Raw genomic sequence first — 14,848 nt, forward strand, 5'->3', positions numbered from 1 at the left:
ACCACCCCGCAACCCGGCACGGGCCCGGCGGTGACGGGCGTGCACCGCCCCGGGCCGGGGGCGGGCGATCGTATAGAGGTACGAGCGGAAAAGCCAATGAGGACCACGCGTGAGTGAAAGCGGCCCCGACGTCCTGGCTCCGCGCGTCCCCGCACGGCAGGCTGCAGGCGCACCACCCCCGCTCCTCCCGTGCCCCCACCCCGTGCACGGCCCCCAGCTCCCTCCCGCCGACGGAATGAGCCCCACGCCCCCATGCCCGACAGCAACCGATCCGCCGACCTCTTCGACAAGCCCCTGAACTCCCCCTTCCTGCAAGCCGTCCACGCCACGCCGGTCCGCCCGTACTACCGGCCCCTCCACGCCCGCGACGGCGAAGCCGTCATGGACGGACGGCAGGTCGTGATGGCCGGCTGCAACGACTACCTCGGCCTGGCCACCGACCCCAGGGTCACCGCCGCCGCCGGCGCAGCCCTCCGCACCTACGGAGCCTCCTGCTCGGGCGCCCGCACGCTCAACGGCACCCTCCCGCTGCACGGTGAACTGGAGTCCGCCGTCGCCGACTTCCTCGGCACCGAGGACGCCGCCGTGGTCACCACGGGCTTCCAGTCCAACCTCGCCCTCGCGGCCCTCTTCGGCACCGGCGACGTCGTCCTCAGCGACAACGCCAACCACGCCTCGCTGATCGACGGCATCCGGCTGGGCGCCGCCCACCGTCTCCGCTACCGTCACCGCGACCCCGCACACCTGGACCGGCTGCTCGCCGACGCCGACCCCGCCGCCCCCAAAGCCGTCGTCACCGACGGCATGTTCTCCATGGACGGCGCCCTCGCCCCGCTGCCCGCCCTGACGGCCGTGGCCCGTCGGCACGGCGCCCGCACCATCGTCGACGGCGCCCACGACATCGGACTGCTGGGGCCCTGCGGACGCGGCGCCGCCGAGCACTTCGGCGTCCACGACCGGGTCGACCTCTTCACCGGCACCTTCTCCAAGTGCTTCGGCTCCACCGGCGGGTTCCTCGCCGGCCCCGCCCGCGTCATCACCTATCTGCGCTACGCGGCCCGGGCCATCCTCTTCTCCGCCTCCATGCCCCCGCCCGCCCTCGCGGCCGCCAGGAGCGCCCTGGAGATCAGCATCGCCGAGCCCTGGCGGCGCCACCGCGTCCTGGCCCTCGCCGCCCGCCTCCGCGAACGGCTCGCCGGCCTCGGCTACGACACGGGCCCGGCGACCGCGACGGAAGAGAGCGCCGCGGACCCCGCCGGACCGGTCATCGCCGTACGGGCCGGGGAGCCCGCCGCGTGCGTCGGGCTGTGGCAGCGCCTGCTCGACGCGGGCGTCTACACCAACCCCGTCGGGCCACCGGCCGTACCGGAAGGGTGCTGCATCATCCGCGTCACCCTCCAGGCCACCCACACCGACGCCCACGTCGACCGCATCGCCGACGCCTTCGCGGCCGCCCGGCGCCTGCCGCCGGCCCCCGCCGTCCCCGTCCTGGCCCGCCCCCGCCAGGCCCCCTCCCCGGAGACCGCACGATGACCGACGTCACCATCACCCCCGTGCGGGGACGCGCCGCCACCACCGCCTTCATCCGCCTGCCCTACCGGCTCTACCGCCACGACCCCCACTGGGTCGCCCCCCTCGAGCACGAGCTGCGCGCCTGCCTCGACCCCCGCCGCAACCCCTTCCACGCCACCGGCACCGTCCAGCTCTTCATCGCCCACCGGGGCCCGGTCCTCCTCGGCCGCATCGCCGCCCACATCGACCCGCGCTACCAGCAGCGCCACCGGGCGGGCACCGGTCACATCGGCTTCTTCGAGTCCACCGACGACCCGGCCGTCGCCGGTGCGCTGTTCACCGCCGCCGGCCGGTGGCTGGCCGAGCAGGGGGCCGACCGCATGCTCGGCCCCCTGAGCTTCACCACCAACGACGAATGCGGCCTGCTCGTCGACGGCTTCGACGGCCCGCCCACCATCCAGATGCCGCACAATCCCCCGTACTACTCGGAGCTGTTCACCGAACACGGCTTCACCAAGGCCAAGGACCTCCACACCTTCACCGGGCCCGTGCCACCGGACGGCGAGGTCCCCGCGGTCATCCGCCGTGCCGCCCGGCGCGCCCTGGCCGCCCCCGGCGTCCGCGTGCGGCCCCTCGACCGCCGCCGCTACGACGAGGACCTCGCGGTCGTCCAGCGCATCTACAACGAGGCCTGGGCCGAGAACTACGCCTCCGTGCCCCTCACCGACGCCGAGTTCAGGCACCTCGGCCGCCGCCTCAAGCCCCTCCTGCAGCCCGACCTGCTGCAGATCGCCGAAGTCGACGGCGAGCCCGCCGGTTTCACGCTCTGGCTCCCCGACGCCAACCAGGCGCTGGCCGCGGCCCGCGGCCGCCTCACCACCTGGGGCCTGCCCCTCGGACTCATCCGGGCCACCCTCGCGCGCCGCCGCATCACCCGCACCCGCGCCTCCACCTCCGGCATCACCAAGGAACACCGCGGACGGGGGTTGATGGCCGCCCTCTTCTGCCGGGCCCAGGAGGCCGCCGCGCGCCTCGGATACACCGAGAACGAGTACTCGTGGATCCTGGAGGACAACCAGGACGCCGCCCGCTACGTCCGGGCCATGGGCGCCGTCCACACCCGCACCCACCGCCTCTACCACCGCGCCCTCGACGCCGCCCCCGCCCCTTCTCCCGCCCCGGCCGCAGCCCGATGAGATACGCCGTCACCGGCGCCACCGGATTCATCGGCACCCGCCTCGTCGCGCACCTCACCGCGCTCGGCCACGACGTCACCGCGCTCGTGCGCGACCCCCGGCGCCCCGTCCCCGGCGCGCGCACCGAGACCGTCGACCTCGTCACCGGCACCGGGCTGCGCGAGGCCACCGCCGACGCCGACGTCGTCGTCCACCTCGCCGCCCTCACCCACGCCGCCGACCCCCAGGCCCTCACCACCGTCAACACCGGAGGCACACGGCGCCTGGTGGCCGCCCTGGCCGCCCAGCCCCACCCGCCCCGCCTCGTCTACTGCTCCTCACTGGCCGCCAGCGGACCCGGGCGGCTGCGCCACGAGAACGACCCGCCGGTCCCCGTCTCCGCCTACGGCCGCAGCAAACTCGGCGGCGAACAGGCCCTGCGGGAGGCCGACACCCGCCTGCCCGCCCTCACCGTGCGGCCCCCCATCGTCTACGGACCGGGCGACCGCCATTTCCTGCCGAGCCTGGCCGCGGCCGCCAGGACCGGACTGCTCCCCGCCGTGGGCCGCCGCGGCCCCCGCCGCTACTCCCTGCTGCACGTCGACGACCTGTGCCGGGCCCTGCTCGCCGCCGCCGAATCCGGCACGCCGGGCGCGGTCTACCACGCGGGGGACGGCACGGAACACCTCTGGAGCGACATCGGCGCGGCCGTCGCCGCGGCCATGGGCCGGCGCCCGCCCCGGGTGGTGCACCTCCCCGTCCCCCTGGCCCTGGCCGCCGCCCGCACCCTGGGCCGCACCGGCATCCTCAACCCGGACAAGGTCGGCGAGGCCCGGCACCCCTCCTGGACCACCGCACCCGGCACCCTCCCCGCGTTCACCCCCCGCATCACCTGGCCCGACGGACTCCGCAGCACCCTGAGTCCCGCACCCCTCGACATCCGGAGCATCACATGACCGTGCGCCGACGCCTCTCCCCGTACGAACGCGTGGTCTGGGCGGCGGGCGAGGCACTGCCCACCACCGTCATCGCCGCCGTTCACGTGGAGGGAGCGACGACACCCGCCCGGCTGCGGCACGCCCTGGCCGCCGTCCGCGACCGGCATCCCCTCCTCGGCGCCCGCGTGGAGCGCACCGGCCCCTGGCGGGCGTGGCTCACGACCCGCGACGTGCCCGAAACACCCCTGCGCGTGGTGGGCGCAGGCGCCGGACGGTCCCTCACCCGCGTGATGGAGGAGGAGCTTCAGCGTCCGTTCGCCCCCGCAACCGGCCCCCTGGCACGGTTCGTCCTCGTCGACGGCGGGACCTCGTTCGACCTGCTCGCCACCTTCCACCACGTCGTGGCGGACGGCCACTCCGCCGCCATCGTGATCCGCGACGTCCTGGAACACCTGGCCGCACCCGCGGCGGAGCAGCCGGTGGTCGCCGCGCCCTCCGCTGACGGCCTCCTCCCCGGGCCCCGCGTCCGCCCCTCCGACCTCGTCAAACTCTCCCGGTCCCTGCGCATCCCCGGCCAGGCCACCGGACCGGCCCGGGCCTGCAGCCCCGCCACACCCCTGACCTGCCACACCTGGACGATCGGCAAGGCGGAGACCGCCGCGCTGCTCGAACGCTGCCGCGCCGAGCGGACCACCGTGCACGGAGCCCTCTGCACGGCCTTCGCCCGCGCCCGGCGGGCCTCCGGCCCCGCCCGCATCGCCGTCGCGGCGGACCTGCGCCGCATCCTGGTCCCCGCGCCCCAGGAGTCCGTCGGCCTCTACGCCGCCAGCTTCGTCCTCCCCGTCGACCCGGGCCCCCAGGACGGCTTCTGGAACCGGGCCCGCGACGTCAAGGAACGCCTGCACCGCCGCCTGAACCCGGAGGAACTGCGCCCCCTCGTGGCCGGATTCCGGCTGATGCCCCTGCCCCACCGGATGATCACTGCGCTGCTCCACCGCAGCGAGAAGAAGGGCGCGCGCTTCGACGTGGCGCTGAGCAACGTCCGCATGTCCATCCCGGACACGTACGGAGACCTGCGCCTGACCGCCTTCCACGGCGTCGCCCACACCACGCTCTCCGGCGCCCCGGTGGTCATCCTGATCGGCCTGGGCGGCCGGCTGTTCCTCAGCGTCACCTCCACCGACCCCGATGCGGCGGGCCTGTGCGAGAGGGCCATGGCCCACCTCAGGGCGGCAGCGGCACCCACAGCCACCGGGGCGCTCGCGCTGGCACGCCCCGAGAGCTAGCGGGTGCCCGCCCCCGAACCGCCGTGACGCGGGCGGTCAGTGCGCGCCCGCGTACACCCGCGACGCGAACTCCGCGATCTGCTTGTCGGAGAGGTTCTGCGCCAGGTTGGCCTCCGAGATCATGCCGACGAGGCGGTGGCCGTTCTGTACGTCGATCACCGGCAGTCGCTTGATCTGGTGCTGCTCCATGGACTCCAGGGCGTCCGTCGCGCTCGCGTCCGCGTCGATCCAGTGCAGCTCCCCGCCGAGCGAACCCGCTTCCACACGCGCAGGATCCACACCGTCGGCCACGCACTGGACGACGATGTCCCGGTCGGTGACCAGACCCTGGAGCCTGTCGTCGTCACCGCATATGGGCAGCGCGCCCACCTGCAGCTCGCGCATCATCTTCGCCGCGTCCTGCAGCGACTCGTGCTCGCCGACGCACTTCGCGCCGGCCGTCATGATGTCGCGGGCCTTGAGCGGCTTGTTGCGTGCCATGATCGCTCCTCCCGTCGTGGCCGGATGTCCTTTCTCCATCGCAACACGGATGACCACCCGACGCCATGCGCGCACGCTCACCGCCCGCGGTCGGCCATGTGCTGTTCGAACATGCTGATCTTTCCGTCCAGCATCCCGGGCTTCCCCGGCCACAGATCGGCCTTCAGGACCAGCTGGACCCGCGGCGCCCGCGCGGCGACGGCCTCCGTGGCCCGCCGGACGACGTCCATGACCTCGTCCCACTCGCCCTCGATCATGGTGTACATGGAGTCCGAGCGGTACGGCAGCCCGGATTCGCGGATGATTCTCACGGCGTCGGCGATCTCGTCGGGAAAGCTCTCCCCGACGCCGACGGGGGTCAGGGTGAAGGCGATGAGCACGGTGGTCCGCCGTCCTTTCTCTTCTGTCTCTTCTCTTCTGTCTCTTCGTCTCATTTCCCCGCGGGCCGCGGGGCGGTCGTGGTCGCGTGATAGGCGGCCGCGACGAGCAGGAGACGGTCGATCTCGTGGGTCAGGCTGCGCGCCGAGGACTCGTCCGCGTCCCGGTCCGTGGGCCCCGTGAGGTTCGCCGTCTGGGCATGGGGCTTCTGGCCCTCGTGTTTGTTCCGCAGGGCGGCCGTGAGCCAGGACGCCGTGATGTGTGCTTCCACCAGGTGTTCCGGCAGGGACTGCCGTCCCACGCTCTGACGGATGGATTCGAGCGTGGCGGGCGGAATGTAATTGCGCAGGACGATCATCGCGTCACGGATCTCGATGACCCGGCGGTAGAGCCGCAGCTGGAGGGGGACGGCCGCCGCGCCGATGCGGTTGGCCGGGCGCAGCACGACGTCCGGCGTGTGCGTGGTCAGGTCCTGCCACAGCCGTTCCAGACCGCGGTAGGACCTGCGGTACTGCAGGTGCGTCCGGATCTGCGCGAACACGGGAAGCGCCACGCCGAGCGCCATGAACGCCGCCTCGACACCGGTCACGGGCGAGAACAGCGGCGCGAACACGGGTGAACGCGTGTACAGGTAGACGAGTTTGAGCGACCACAGCACGGAGGCCAGCAGGATGCCGGTGCCGAACAGGCGCAGCCCGTAGCGCAGGAGACGCGGCGTGCCGTGCCGGCCGTAACTCCAGCAAACGAATCCGCAGAAGGTGTCGGCCGCGAGGTGGAAGGCGAAGAACACCCACCAGTAGGCGTCCGGCACGCTCGCCGTGCTCCGGGACGGCGCGATCCGATTGCGCGCGTGCGCCGGCCCCAGCACGTCCAGCAGCACGAGCGCGGCCATGACGGCGACCGCCGTGCCGAACAGCAGGTGCGTGCGGCGATGGCGGCCGGCCGCCCCGTGGATGAACCACAGGACCGCCGCCGCATCGACGATGCTGAACAGATGGGTGGTCAGATCCACCCAGTGCGCCCCGGGGACGATGCGCGCGAGCACGGCCGTCACGGGTTCGAGGTGCATGGACATCGCCAGGGCGATCATGACGACGGCGAACCACAGGGGCCGCTGCTCCCGGTGCCGGACGGCCTGCGGGGCCCTGACGACGGCCGCCGACCACAGGGCGGCGATGCCCGCGTTCTCTATCCAGGTGAGCACGAAGCCCCCGCAGGACGGCCCACCCGCAGGCCCATCGCCGACTCCAGGCCGCCGAGCATCCCCGACAGCAGCGTAGGCGCCGGTACCCGCCCGGCCGCCTCCAGGATCAGGGTGGCGATCATTTCCGCCTCCTGCTCCTGCTCGTCGCCGTAGCGGATCCGCGGCAGGACCCGGCGCACCGACTGGGGGTCGGTGATGTCGAGGTGGCGGTGGAGCCGGGTGTCGTCGAGCGCGGAGCGGTGGTTGCACACCAGGTGCCCGATCTCGTGAACGATGATGTGCTCCTGGTGCAACGGGCTGGTCTGCCCGTCGTAGAGGATGAAGTCCTGGGTCTCGACGGACAGCAGCATTCCCGACGGCGTCCCGGGGACGGTCGGTGTGGGCAGAGCCAGTAGACGCAGCGGCCGGTCGCGTTCGGCCGCAAGACGTTCGCACAGGTCCTGTGCGGAGAAAGGGTCCGGCACAGGAATCCGGCCGATCACCTTCTGGCATCGGCGGCGCAGATGCCTCCAGTGCATCTCAGTCGCTTCTCCCGCGGTCGTAGGGACGGGCGGGCACATGACCCGGTAGCCGCGCCGGGTCATAGCGGCCCCCCGGAGCCGGTGGTGGGCGGGCAGCCCCGCACGGCATGCTTCAAGGCGGTCAATGGCAGCACCACGAGCCCCCCTCGCACATATGCCCAAGCCGCCTGCGATCGTAGATCGCCGCGCCGCGTCACGCCAGGGTTGCGGAACGTTGCCGGGGAATCCGGGGGAGTCCTGGGAAACCGGGGAAAGCTGCCGCCGACCAGCGGGGACCGGCGGCTACTTGAGCGTGCTGCGACGCCCGTAGCGACTCTTGCGGAGCCGCTGGGCGACGCGGTGGAGACGCGGGTAGCGCTCGCGCTGTTCGCGGGAGTGGCGGTCGAGTTCCTGCGTGAGCCGCTCGGTGCGCTTCTCCACGTCGAGCTCGTCGAGGATGCGGTCGATCTCCGCGAGCAGCGCGCCGTGCAGCTGCCACTGCCGTGGGTGCAGCTGCACCTGGCGGAGGAGGAGGTCCGCGGCGCGGTCACGGGTCCTGCGGGCGGCGTCGAGTTCGCGCGTGAGGTTGTCCTCGGCGTGTTCGGCGCTGGTGGTGACGTGCGTCGTGATGACGATGGCGAAGTGCTCGACCGCCAGGGCCATGTTCGTGAAGACCTCCCGGAGCGCGGCGGCGGTCTCTTCGGGGAAGAGCGATTCCTCCCTGCGGTGGGTCGCGAGGTCGGTGAGGGTCCGGCAGGTCACGCGCAGCACCACCGCGGTGATTTCGAGCGCGTCCAGCCCGGTGCGCAGCACGACCCGGTAGAGGAGCCCCTCCTTGACGCGCGGATTGAGGCGGAGGCTGTCCTCGGCCTGCCGCAGCGAGGCGTCCACCTGGACGATGTCGTGGTCGAGGCGCCGGGCTGCGTGCAGCCGGGCCGCGGCCTCCTCCACGGGGATGTGGCCGCTGATCTCCTCCCCGATGTCCTGCAGGAGGAGGCGCATCCGGCGGGCGAGGTCCTCGATGGCCTCCCCGGCGGGCTGCACCCACACCGGGGGCACGAGCAGGACGTTGAACAGCAGCCCGACCACCGCGCCGATCAGGGTCTCCAGCACGCGGTCCCAGGCCGTTTCCGCGACCCGCGTCACCCCGAGGACCAGCATCGCGCTGATCGCGACCTCGGGGACGAACTCGCCCGCCTTCACGAACCGCCCGATGACGAGGGAGGCCAGGATGATCAGCCCGAGGCTCCACCACGACAGCCCGACCAGCACGCTGAAGCCGATCGCGATCAGGACGCCGGCCACCACGGAATTGACCCGGCGGACCCCCGTGGTGAGCGTGGCGTACAGGGTGACCTGGACGACCAGCAGCGCGGTGAGCGGCGCGGTCAGCGGGGCCGGCTCGTTGCTCAGCCACAGCGCCACGACATAGGCGATCACCGCGGCTGCGGTGGACCGGACCGTCTGCACGACCGCGGGTTCCCTGCCGCGCCTCACCAGCATCGTCAGGGGGTCACGAAGCCCGGGCACATCAGGCTTCCTTCCCCCTGCCGCCCGCCTGCGAGCCATCCGATGCGCCACTCGGGTGGCGGGAGGGGCCGACCGGGCCTGTGCGGCGGGATGGCAGGATTCCCGCCATGACTGAACATCAGGGTTTTCTTGCCGGTAAGTGCGTTCTGGTGACGGGGGCGAGCAGCGGTATCGGCGCTGCCGCAGCGAAGGTGTTTGCGCGCGAGGGCGCCGCCGTCGTGCTGACGGCACGCCGGGAAGAGCGCCTGGCGGCGCTGTGCGAGGAGATCCGCGGGGGCGGTGGTGACGCCGCGTTCGTCGTGGGCGACATACGGGACGAGGACGACGCGCGGCGGGCGGTGGAGTTCGCGGTGGAGCGGCACGGGCGCCTCGACGCCGCCTTCAACAACGCGGGAATCGGGTGGGACCAGGAGCCGATGCACCTGATGAAGGACGACGCCTACGACACGATCATGGATACGAACGTCCGGGGCGTCTGGAACGTGATGCGGCACGAGCTCGCGGCCATGGTGGAGGCCGGGTCGGGCGGATCCGTCGTCAACAACAGCAGCGTCGCCGGGATGCTGGCGATACCCGCCGCCGCGCCGTACATCGCGTCGAAGCACGCGGTGATCGGCCTGACGAAGGCGGCGGCGGCGGAGTACGCGCCGCACGGCATCCGGGTGAACACGGTCGCGCCCGGGACGACGCGGAGCGAGATCATCGCCGGCTGGTTCGAGCGGAACCCGCACATCGAGCCGGAGCTCCATCGCTTGACGCCGCAGGCGCGCACGGCCGAGCCGGCCGAGATCGCGGAGGCCGCGGCCTGGCTGTGCAGCGACCGGGCGTCGTTCGTGACGGGAGCGGTGCTGCCCGTGGACGGCGGATTCACGATGGTGTGACGTTGCACGTGTGACACGGGCGGAGCCCGGCGGCCTGATCCGGCTGCCGGGCTCCGCCCGTGATTCCGCTGTGGTGCGCCTTGTCCGCTTGCCCTGCCTCGCCCTGCCCCGCCCCGGTCCCGTCAGGCGACGGGCGCGGCGGCCGGAGCGGTGTGCGTGGTGGTGAAGACGGGCTGGTCGTTCTGCAGCCCGACCGTCGTGTGGGTGACGGTGTGCGAGGTCGTACGGGTCTCGGTCGTGAGGGTGATCGGGGCGTCGAACTCCGCGTACCGGTGGAACGTGGTGTGCGTGGTGGTGGGCTGGGGGCGGTAGCCGGTGCCCGCGGCGTCCGGGGCGCAGGCGCACGGGCCCGTCTCCGTGTCCGTGTTCGTGTCCGTGCCTGCGGTGACGGCCTCGGTGATGGGCGCGGTGACGGTGTACGCGGCCTGGTTGGCGGCCTCGATGAGCACGAGTCCGGGGACGTGGTCGACGGCGTGGTCGTAGAGGACGGTGTTGTCGAAGGTGTGGCGCAGCTGCCAGGTGCGGGGCTGCGCCGTGGGGCTGAGCACGACCTCGTCGGGCGCGGTGCGGCCGACCTGTACGGGCGGGAGCGGCGGCGTGACGGGCGGCAGGGTGGTGGGCGGCCGGTGGTACGCGCCCCGGAGGCGGCGGTAGACCATGGGGGGAATCCACTCGAAGTCGGTCTCGCCCGTGGCGAGAACGGTCTCGGAGGCCTCGTCGCCGGCTTCGCCGGACCCGGCGGCGGTGACCGTCATGTGGAGGTGCAGGGCGGTGGTGCGCTTGTTGCGCGTCGTGGTGGGGGTGGCCGTGATGTTGATGTGCAGCGGCGTCGCCCGGTGGGTGTCGACGGCGGCGTCGGAGGCGAGGGTGTAGGAGAAGGTGCGCAGCAGAGTGGCGTGGTCCAGCGGGGCCGCGTAGGCGGTGTGGGCGAGGAAGAGGCCCGCCTGGCGGAGTGTCTGGGCGACGGTGAGGGTCTCGTAGTGGGTGCCGTGGCCGGGTATGCGGTGGGCCGTGTGGGCGGGCCAGACCGCGGAGACGGTGTAATGGGTGGCGTCCTGCTGCTCGCAGCCGGTCAGGTACACGGCGTCGTCGAAGCTCAGGTGGACCAGTTCCTTGGCGACGCCGCCGCCGGTGCCGGCCCCCGGGACGCCGGCGGCCCCGCCGGCGGTGTCGCCGGCGTCGTTGCCGGTCGGCGCGTTTTCGGCGCTAAGGTCTGCGGCTGGGGCGCGGAGCCGTCCGGGCGCATCGATCTGATCGGCCTGCGGCCGGGCGTTCCGGCACGTGACGGACCGGCCGGCGTGCTGCGAGGTGCTCTGGTCGGCACGGGGAGCGGGGCTGAGCAGGATCTGAGACACGTCTCTCCTCGAAGTGGATTGGTGCGTCCCGGTGGTTAGCCGGCTCGGTGATAAGATACGTACTATCCGGTTTGCTTTTGGGTGGGTGGCGGGGTATGGAGCCGGCCGCCCGGTGGGCCGGGTGAGGAAGACCCCGGATTCGCCGCACCGGGGGCGGACCGCAGGTTCCGCCGGTGCGCCGGTGTCGTCGTGCTTGCTCAGGCCGTTGTCCACGGGCCCCGCCCGGCTCGTCCGGCTGTGCCCGGCGATCCTGCCGGGTGAGCGGTCTTGTGGCGGTTGGCTTTCGGTGACTGGGAGGTAATCAATGGCGAAGCAGGCGCGGGCGATTCACACGCGCCGTCTCATTCTCGAGGCGGCGGGCGAGGTCTTCGACGAGTACGGGTACGAGTCGGCGACGATCGCGGAGATCCTCGGGCGCGCGGGCGTGACCAAGGGTGCGCTGTACTTCCACTTCGCCTCCAAGGAGGAGCTGGCGCGGGGCGTCCTCAGCGAGGCGTTGACGACCGAAGGCGTCATGCCCCAGGAGTCGCGCCTGCAGGAGTGGGTGGACGTCGGCATGGTGCTGGCGCACCGGCTGCCCAGGGAGCCCCTGCTGAGCGCCGCGATCCGGCTGTCGGCCGACCGCAAGGCGCGGGACCTGTTCGGCACGTCCTGGCCGGGGTGGATCTCCTTCATCGCGGGGCAGCTGGCCGCTGCGAAGGAACAGGGGGAACTGCTGCCCCACGTCGACGCGGACCGGATCGCCGTGCTGTTCGTGAGCGCTTGGACGGGTGTCGAGGTCCTCTCCACGGCGCTGGACGGGGGCGACTCCCTGGAGGAGCGGGTCGCGCTGCTCTACGACACGATCCTGCCGGGCATCGCGGTGCCGGGTGCGCTGCGGGCGCTGGACACGGCTCCCGACCGCGGGACGCGGGTCTGGGACGCCCACCAGGCCCAGCGCGAGCAGGAAGCGGCATCCGCCGCGTCGTGACGACCGGGGCGTTTCCCCGGCGGTGACGCCGGGTGGGCAGGAGAGGTGCGGGCGGCGGGCTGTGCAGGACCGCTGCCGCATGGAGGACAGGCCCTCCGCGCTGCCACGGATGACGACGTCCACGCTTCCCCCTGTGTTTGTGACCGATGCCGGCGCGGGCGCTTGGTGCCAATGGACACGAGCCCCCCTCGTCACTCCCGGCACGGCATCGAAAGCTGTCCCGGAGCCGCTGCTCGTGACGGCGGGGCCTCGGGTGATCCGACGTCAGGGACGCTAACAAACCGGCCATCCTGTTTGTCAAGGCTCGACGGGAATCCCACACTCGTCAGGTGACCTGGGTGAATGTTCCCCCGGGGAGGTGGCCGGGGCGGGCCGAGGGAGAAACCGCGCGGTTGGTTTCTCCTTGCCCTCAAGGGGCGAAGGACGGCAAGGGGACGACAAAGGCCCGCAACGTGCATTGCGGGCCTGGTGGCTGGTAGCGGGTCGTGCTGCTGTTCTCCGTCCGGGGCGGCGGCGCTGCGGGAGCTCAGCCGCGGAGCGCTTCGGCCCCGGCGGGCCGGTCGGCGGTGGTGTCGGTCGCGTTGATGACGGATTCCGTACCGGCGGGCTGCAGTTGGGTCAGCGCCTTGGGCGTTGCCAGTTGTGGCAGCAGGGTGTGCCAGAGGCCGGTGAGGGTGTGGCGTGAGAGCCAGCTGCGGTCGTGACGTGCCAGGGCCTCGAATCCGGCGGTCGCCCCCACGACCGTGGCGGTCAGCTCCTCCCGTACGGCCTGCGGCGGTGTCTGCCCGTGGGTCGCGGACCGTTCCAGCGTGCGGCGTACGCACTCGAGCCATTCCTGGCGCAGGTTCGTCTCGGAGTGGTGTGCGGTACGGCAGTTGAGGTGGAAACCCGCGCGCACCACGACGTCCCACCGCAGCTGCTGGGCGATGACGTGCGACGAGTCGACGAGCGCCTGCAAGGGGGAGGGGCTCTTGCGGTGGGCGTGCCGGGCCAGGGCGTGCAGGGTCCGGGCGGCTTCGGACTCCACGGCCGCGGCCATGGCCGCCTTGGTGTCGAAGTGGAAGTGCAGGGCGCCCGAGCTCACGCCGGCGCCCGCGCTGATGCCGGCGAGCTTGGCGCGGGTGTAGCCGAACTGGTCGAAGGCCTGGGCTGCGGAGCGGATCAATGCGTGCCGGGTGTTCATGGCCCGTTCTTGCTTCGTCACCGGCAACTCCTGGGGGACAACGTCATGGGGCACGTCATGGGCCACATGAAACCAACTAACTGGTTTTATTTCTACTGCCGCTGCCCGGTATCGTGCGGTAAATGAAGTATCTGGCGTCCCAGGGCCCCCACGGGCCGTACTTCTCGCGTTGCACACCGTACCGATCGGGGGAGTAGCGTAAGGGGGCAGCCTTCCTGTGAATGCCGGTAAATCCCCATACTGGGGGACGAGTTGCCTGAATTTTTCAGCCTGCGCCGTGCGCGCGTGCCCGAAATGCGGCTTCTGTTGGTTGAGGCGCCATCTCGCCCTATTGGCTCGTTGACAAACCGACAGCCCGGTTTGTAATCTCGCGGCGAACGGTTGTTCGCGGCACGGCCGCCGCGCGAACGTGCAGGAGCAGCGATGAATCAGCAGGTCAGGGCCCTTCTCGAGGCGTACCCCGGGGAAGCGTCCCGGCGTCGTGGGCCCGCGCCGAGGGCCGGGCATCCTGCGGACCGGGCCCCGGCCCTGACGCGGCCGGGTGAGACCTTGCGGATCCTCGTCGTCGACAGCGACACCCAGGCCGCCGAAACGCTGGCCGGGAGACTGCAGCGCCACGGCTGCGAGACCTTCTCCGTCGCCACCGGGGAGGCAGCCCTCGCCCAGTACCGTTCGGCGGACCTGATTCTGCTGGATCCGGAACTGCCCGATCTGGACGGCCTGGAGGTCTGCCGGGCCGTGAGAGCCGCCAGCGAGGTCCCCATCATCGCGGTGACCGCCCTGGCCGGCGAGCTCGACCGGGTCCTCGGCCTGCAGGCCGGCGCCGACGACTACATCGTCGAGCCCTACGGCTTCCGCGAACTGATGGCCCGTATCGAAGCCGTCATGCGCCGGGCGCGCCCCGCGGTGCGGTCCTCGGCGGGGGTCATCACCAGCGGAGCGCTGACCATCGACCCCGACCTGCGCGAAGTGCGCCTGGGGGGACGCCGCATCGACCTCACCCGCAAGGAATTCGACCTGCTCCACCTGCTGGCCTCCCGCCCCGAGAAGGTGGTCTCCCGCGAGCAGCTCATGACCCAGGTGTGGGACGACTACTGGTCCCGCCCCGGCCGGACGATCGACACCCACGTCAGCAGCCTGCGGGGCAAGCTCGGGTCCGCCGGCTGGGTCATCACCGTCCGCGGCGTCGGCTTCCGCTTCGGGCACGCCTGAGCCCGCCCCGCCCCCGCCCGCACACGAGTGCCTCGTCGATCACCGCTCGACCGCTCTCTGATTGGGTCTGCCGACATCCGATGACTTCCGTTCCGATCGTCTTTGAAAGAGGACATTCATCGTGCGCAAGGTGCTCATCGCCAACCGTGGCGAAATCGCTGTCCGCGTAGCTCGCGCGTGCCGGGATGCCGGGATTGCCAGTGTGGCGGTCTACGCGGATCCGGACCGGGACGCGCTGCATGTC

Annotated in this window: 15 protein-coding genes; 8 read left to right on the plus strand and 7 right to left on the minus strand. The window is 72.1% G+C overall.

Annotated features, from left to right (window positions below; translation table 11 throughout):
* Positions 1–252: 252 nt before the first annotated feature.
* The 4 genes from ACFPP6_RS19830 to ACFPP6_RS19845 are packed head-to-tail and all read left to right on the plus strand — an operon-like array spanning position 253 to position 4,911.
* Entirely contained in the window at positions 253–1,533 is a 1,281-nt protein-coding gene (locus ACFPP6_RS19830) for an aminotransferase class I/II-fold pyridoxal phosphate-dependent enzyme (protein ID WP_382043957.1), read from the plus strand.
* Complete coding sequence (locus ACFPP6_RS19835) at positions 1,530–2,708, plus strand: GNAT family N-acetyltransferase (RefSeq protein WP_382043960.1); 1,179 nt, start codon at positions 1,530–1,532, stop codon at positions 2,706–2,708. The genes ACFPP6_RS19830 and ACFPP6_RS19835 overlap by 4 nt, the downstream gene beginning before the upstream one ends.
* Entirely contained in the window at positions 2,705–3,643 is a 939-nt protein-coding gene (locus ACFPP6_RS19840; RefSeq protein ID WP_382043962.1) for an NAD-dependent epimerase/dehydratase family protein, read from the plus strand. Before ACFPP6_RS19835 ends, ACFPP6_RS19840 begins: the two co-directional genes overlap by 4 nt.
* Entirely contained in the window at positions 3,640–4,911 is a 1,272-nt protein-coding gene (locus tag ACFPP6_RS19845; RefSeq protein ID WP_382043965.1) for a condensation domain-containing protein, read from the plus strand. Before ACFPP6_RS19840 ends, ACFPP6_RS19845 begins: the two co-directional genes overlap by 4 nt.
* Positions 4,912–4,947: 36 nt before the next feature.
* On the opposite strand, the gene ACFPP6_RS19850 is transcribed toward ACFPP6_RS19845, so the two are convergent.
* The 5 genes from ACFPP6_RS19850 to ACFPP6_RS19870 form a co-directional block, all read right to left on the minus strand.
* Positions 4,948–5,391, minus strand: coding sequence for a CBS domain-containing protein (locus tag ACFPP6_RS19850; RefSeq protein ID WP_382043968.1), 444 nt, complete (start codon positions 5,389–5,391; stop codon positions 4,948–4,950).
* A 77-nt stretch (positions 5,392–5,468) separates the two neighbouring features.
* Positions 5,469–5,771 carry a thiamine-binding protein gene (locus tag ACFPP6_RS19855; RefSeq protein ID WP_382043971.1) on the minus strand — a complete coding sequence of 101 codons (303 nt, stop codon included), beginning with the start codon at positions 5,769–5,771 and terminating at the stop codon, positions 5,469–5,471.
* Between the two features lie 50 nt (positions 5,772–5,821).
* On the minus strand, positions 5,822–6,973 hold the full coding sequence (locus tag ACFPP6_RS19860) for an MAB_1171c family putative transporter (RefSeq protein ID WP_382043974.1): 1,152 nt from the start codon (positions 6,971–6,973) through the stop codon (positions 5,822–5,824).
* The gene (locus tag ACFPP6_RS19865; RefSeq protein WP_058043394.1) at positions 6,958–7,323 is read right to left on the minus strand and encodes a M48 family metalloprotease; all 366 of its coding nucleotides are present in this window, start codon (positions 7,321–7,323) and stop codon (positions 6,958–6,960) included. The genes ACFPP6_RS19860 and ACFPP6_RS19865 overlap by 16 nt, the downstream gene beginning before the upstream one ends.
* Positions 7,324–7,776: 453 nt before the next feature.
* Positions 7,777–9,003 (minus strand): FUSC family protein, encoded by a 1,227-nt coding sequence (locus tag ACFPP6_RS19870; protein ID WP_382043977.1) that lies wholly within the window; start codon positions 9,001–9,003, stop codon positions 7,777–7,779.
* 107 nt (positions 9,004–9,110) lie between these two features.
* On the opposite strand from ACFPP6_RS19870, the gene ACFPP6_RS19875 reads away from it, so the two are divergent.
* Positions 9,111–9,884 carry an SDR family NAD(P)-dependent oxidoreductase gene (locus ACFPP6_RS19875; RefSeq protein WP_382043980.1) on the plus strand — a complete coding sequence of 258 codons (774 nt, stop codon included), beginning with the start codon at positions 9,111–9,113 and terminating at the stop codon, positions 9,882–9,884.
* A 122-nt stretch (positions 9,885–10,006) separates the two neighbouring features.
* On the opposite strand, the gene ACFPP6_RS19880 is transcribed toward ACFPP6_RS19875, so the two are convergent.
* The gene (locus tag ACFPP6_RS19880; protein WP_382043983.1) at positions 10,007–11,239 is read right to left on the minus strand and encodes a ScbA/BarX family gamma-butyrolactone biosynthesis protein; all 1,233 of its coding nucleotides are present in this window, start codon (positions 11,237–11,239) and stop codon (positions 10,007–10,009) included.
* A gap of 304 nt (positions 11,240–11,543) precedes the next feature.
* On the opposite strand from ACFPP6_RS19880, the gene ACFPP6_RS19885 reads away from it, so the two are divergent.
* A complete protein-coding gene (locus tag ACFPP6_RS19885) occupies positions 11,544–12,209 on the plus strand; it encodes a ScbR family autoregulator-binding transcription factor (RefSeq protein ID WP_382043986.1) in 666 nt (221 codons plus the stop codon).
* Between the two features lie 526 nt (positions 12,210–12,735).
* On the opposite strand, the gene ACFPP6_RS19890 is transcribed toward ACFPP6_RS19885, so the two are convergent.
* Positions 12,736–13,413, minus strand: coding sequence for a ScbR family autoregulator-binding transcription factor (locus ACFPP6_RS19890; RefSeq protein ID WP_382043989.1), 678 nt, complete (start codon positions 13,411–13,413; stop codon positions 12,736–12,738).
* Between the two features lie 402 nt (positions 13,414–13,815).
* Here ACFPP6_RS19890 and ACFPP6_RS19895 point away from each other — a divergent pair, with 402 nt between their 5' ends.
* Both ACFPP6_RS19895 and ACFPP6_RS19900 read left to right on the plus strand, forming a co-directional pair.
* Entirely contained in the window at positions 13,816–14,604 is a 789-nt protein-coding gene (locus ACFPP6_RS19895; RefSeq protein ID WP_382043991.1) for a response regulator transcription factor, read from the plus strand.
* 121 nt (positions 14,605–14,725) lie between these two features.
* Positions 14,726–14,848, plus strand: a 123-nt coding sequence (locus tag ACFPP6_RS19900) for a biotin carboxylase N-terminal domain-containing protein (protein ID WP_146166841.1), incomplete at its 3' end; no start/stop codon positions are given.

The organism is Streptomyces aureoversilis, from assembly GCF_042657885.1.
Taxonomy (GTDB): domain Bacteria; phylum Actinomycetota; class Actinomycetes; order Streptomycetales; family Streptomycetaceae; genus Streptomyces; species Streptomyces aureoversilis.

Bases quoted from the DNA above. Each gene is read 5' to 3' on its own strand.
- ACFPP6_RS19840 (WP_382043962.1), top strand. From the start codon at position 2,705: ATGAGATACGCCGTCACCGGCGCCACCGGATTCATCGGCACCCGCCTC.
- ACFPP6_RS19835 (WP_382043960.1), top strand. From the start codon at position 1,530: ATGACCGACGTCACCATCACCCCCGTGCGGGGACGCGCCGCCACCACC.
- ACFPP6_RS19875 (WP_382043980.1), top strand. From the start codon at position 9,111: ATGACTGAACATCAGGGTTTTCTTGCCGGTAAGTGCGTTCTGGTGACG.
- ACFPP6_RS19885 (WP_382043986.1), top strand. From the start codon at position 11,544: ATGGCGAAGCAGGCGCGGGCGATTCACACGCGCCGTCTCATTCTCGAG.
- ACFPP6_RS19830 (WP_382043957.1), top strand. From the start codon at position 253: ATGCCCGACAGCAACCGATCCGCCGACCTCTTCGACAAGCCCCTGAAC.
- ACFPP6_RS19895 (WP_382043991.1), top strand. From the start codon at position 13,816: ATGAATCAGCAGGTCAGGGCCCTTCTCGAGGCGTACCCCGGGGAAGCG.
- ACFPP6_RS19845 (WP_382043965.1), top strand. From the start codon at position 3,640: ATGACCGTGCGCCGACGCCTCTCCCCGTACGAACGCGTGGTCTGGGCG.
- ACFPP6_RS19850 (WP_382043968.1), bottom strand. From the start codon at position 5,391: ATGGCACGCAACAAGCCGCTCAAGGCCCGCGACATCATGACGGCCGGC.
- ACFPP6_RS19865 (WP_058043394.1), bottom strand. From the start codon at position 7,323: ATGCTGCTGTCCGTCGAGACCCAGGACTTCATCCTCTACGACGGGCAG.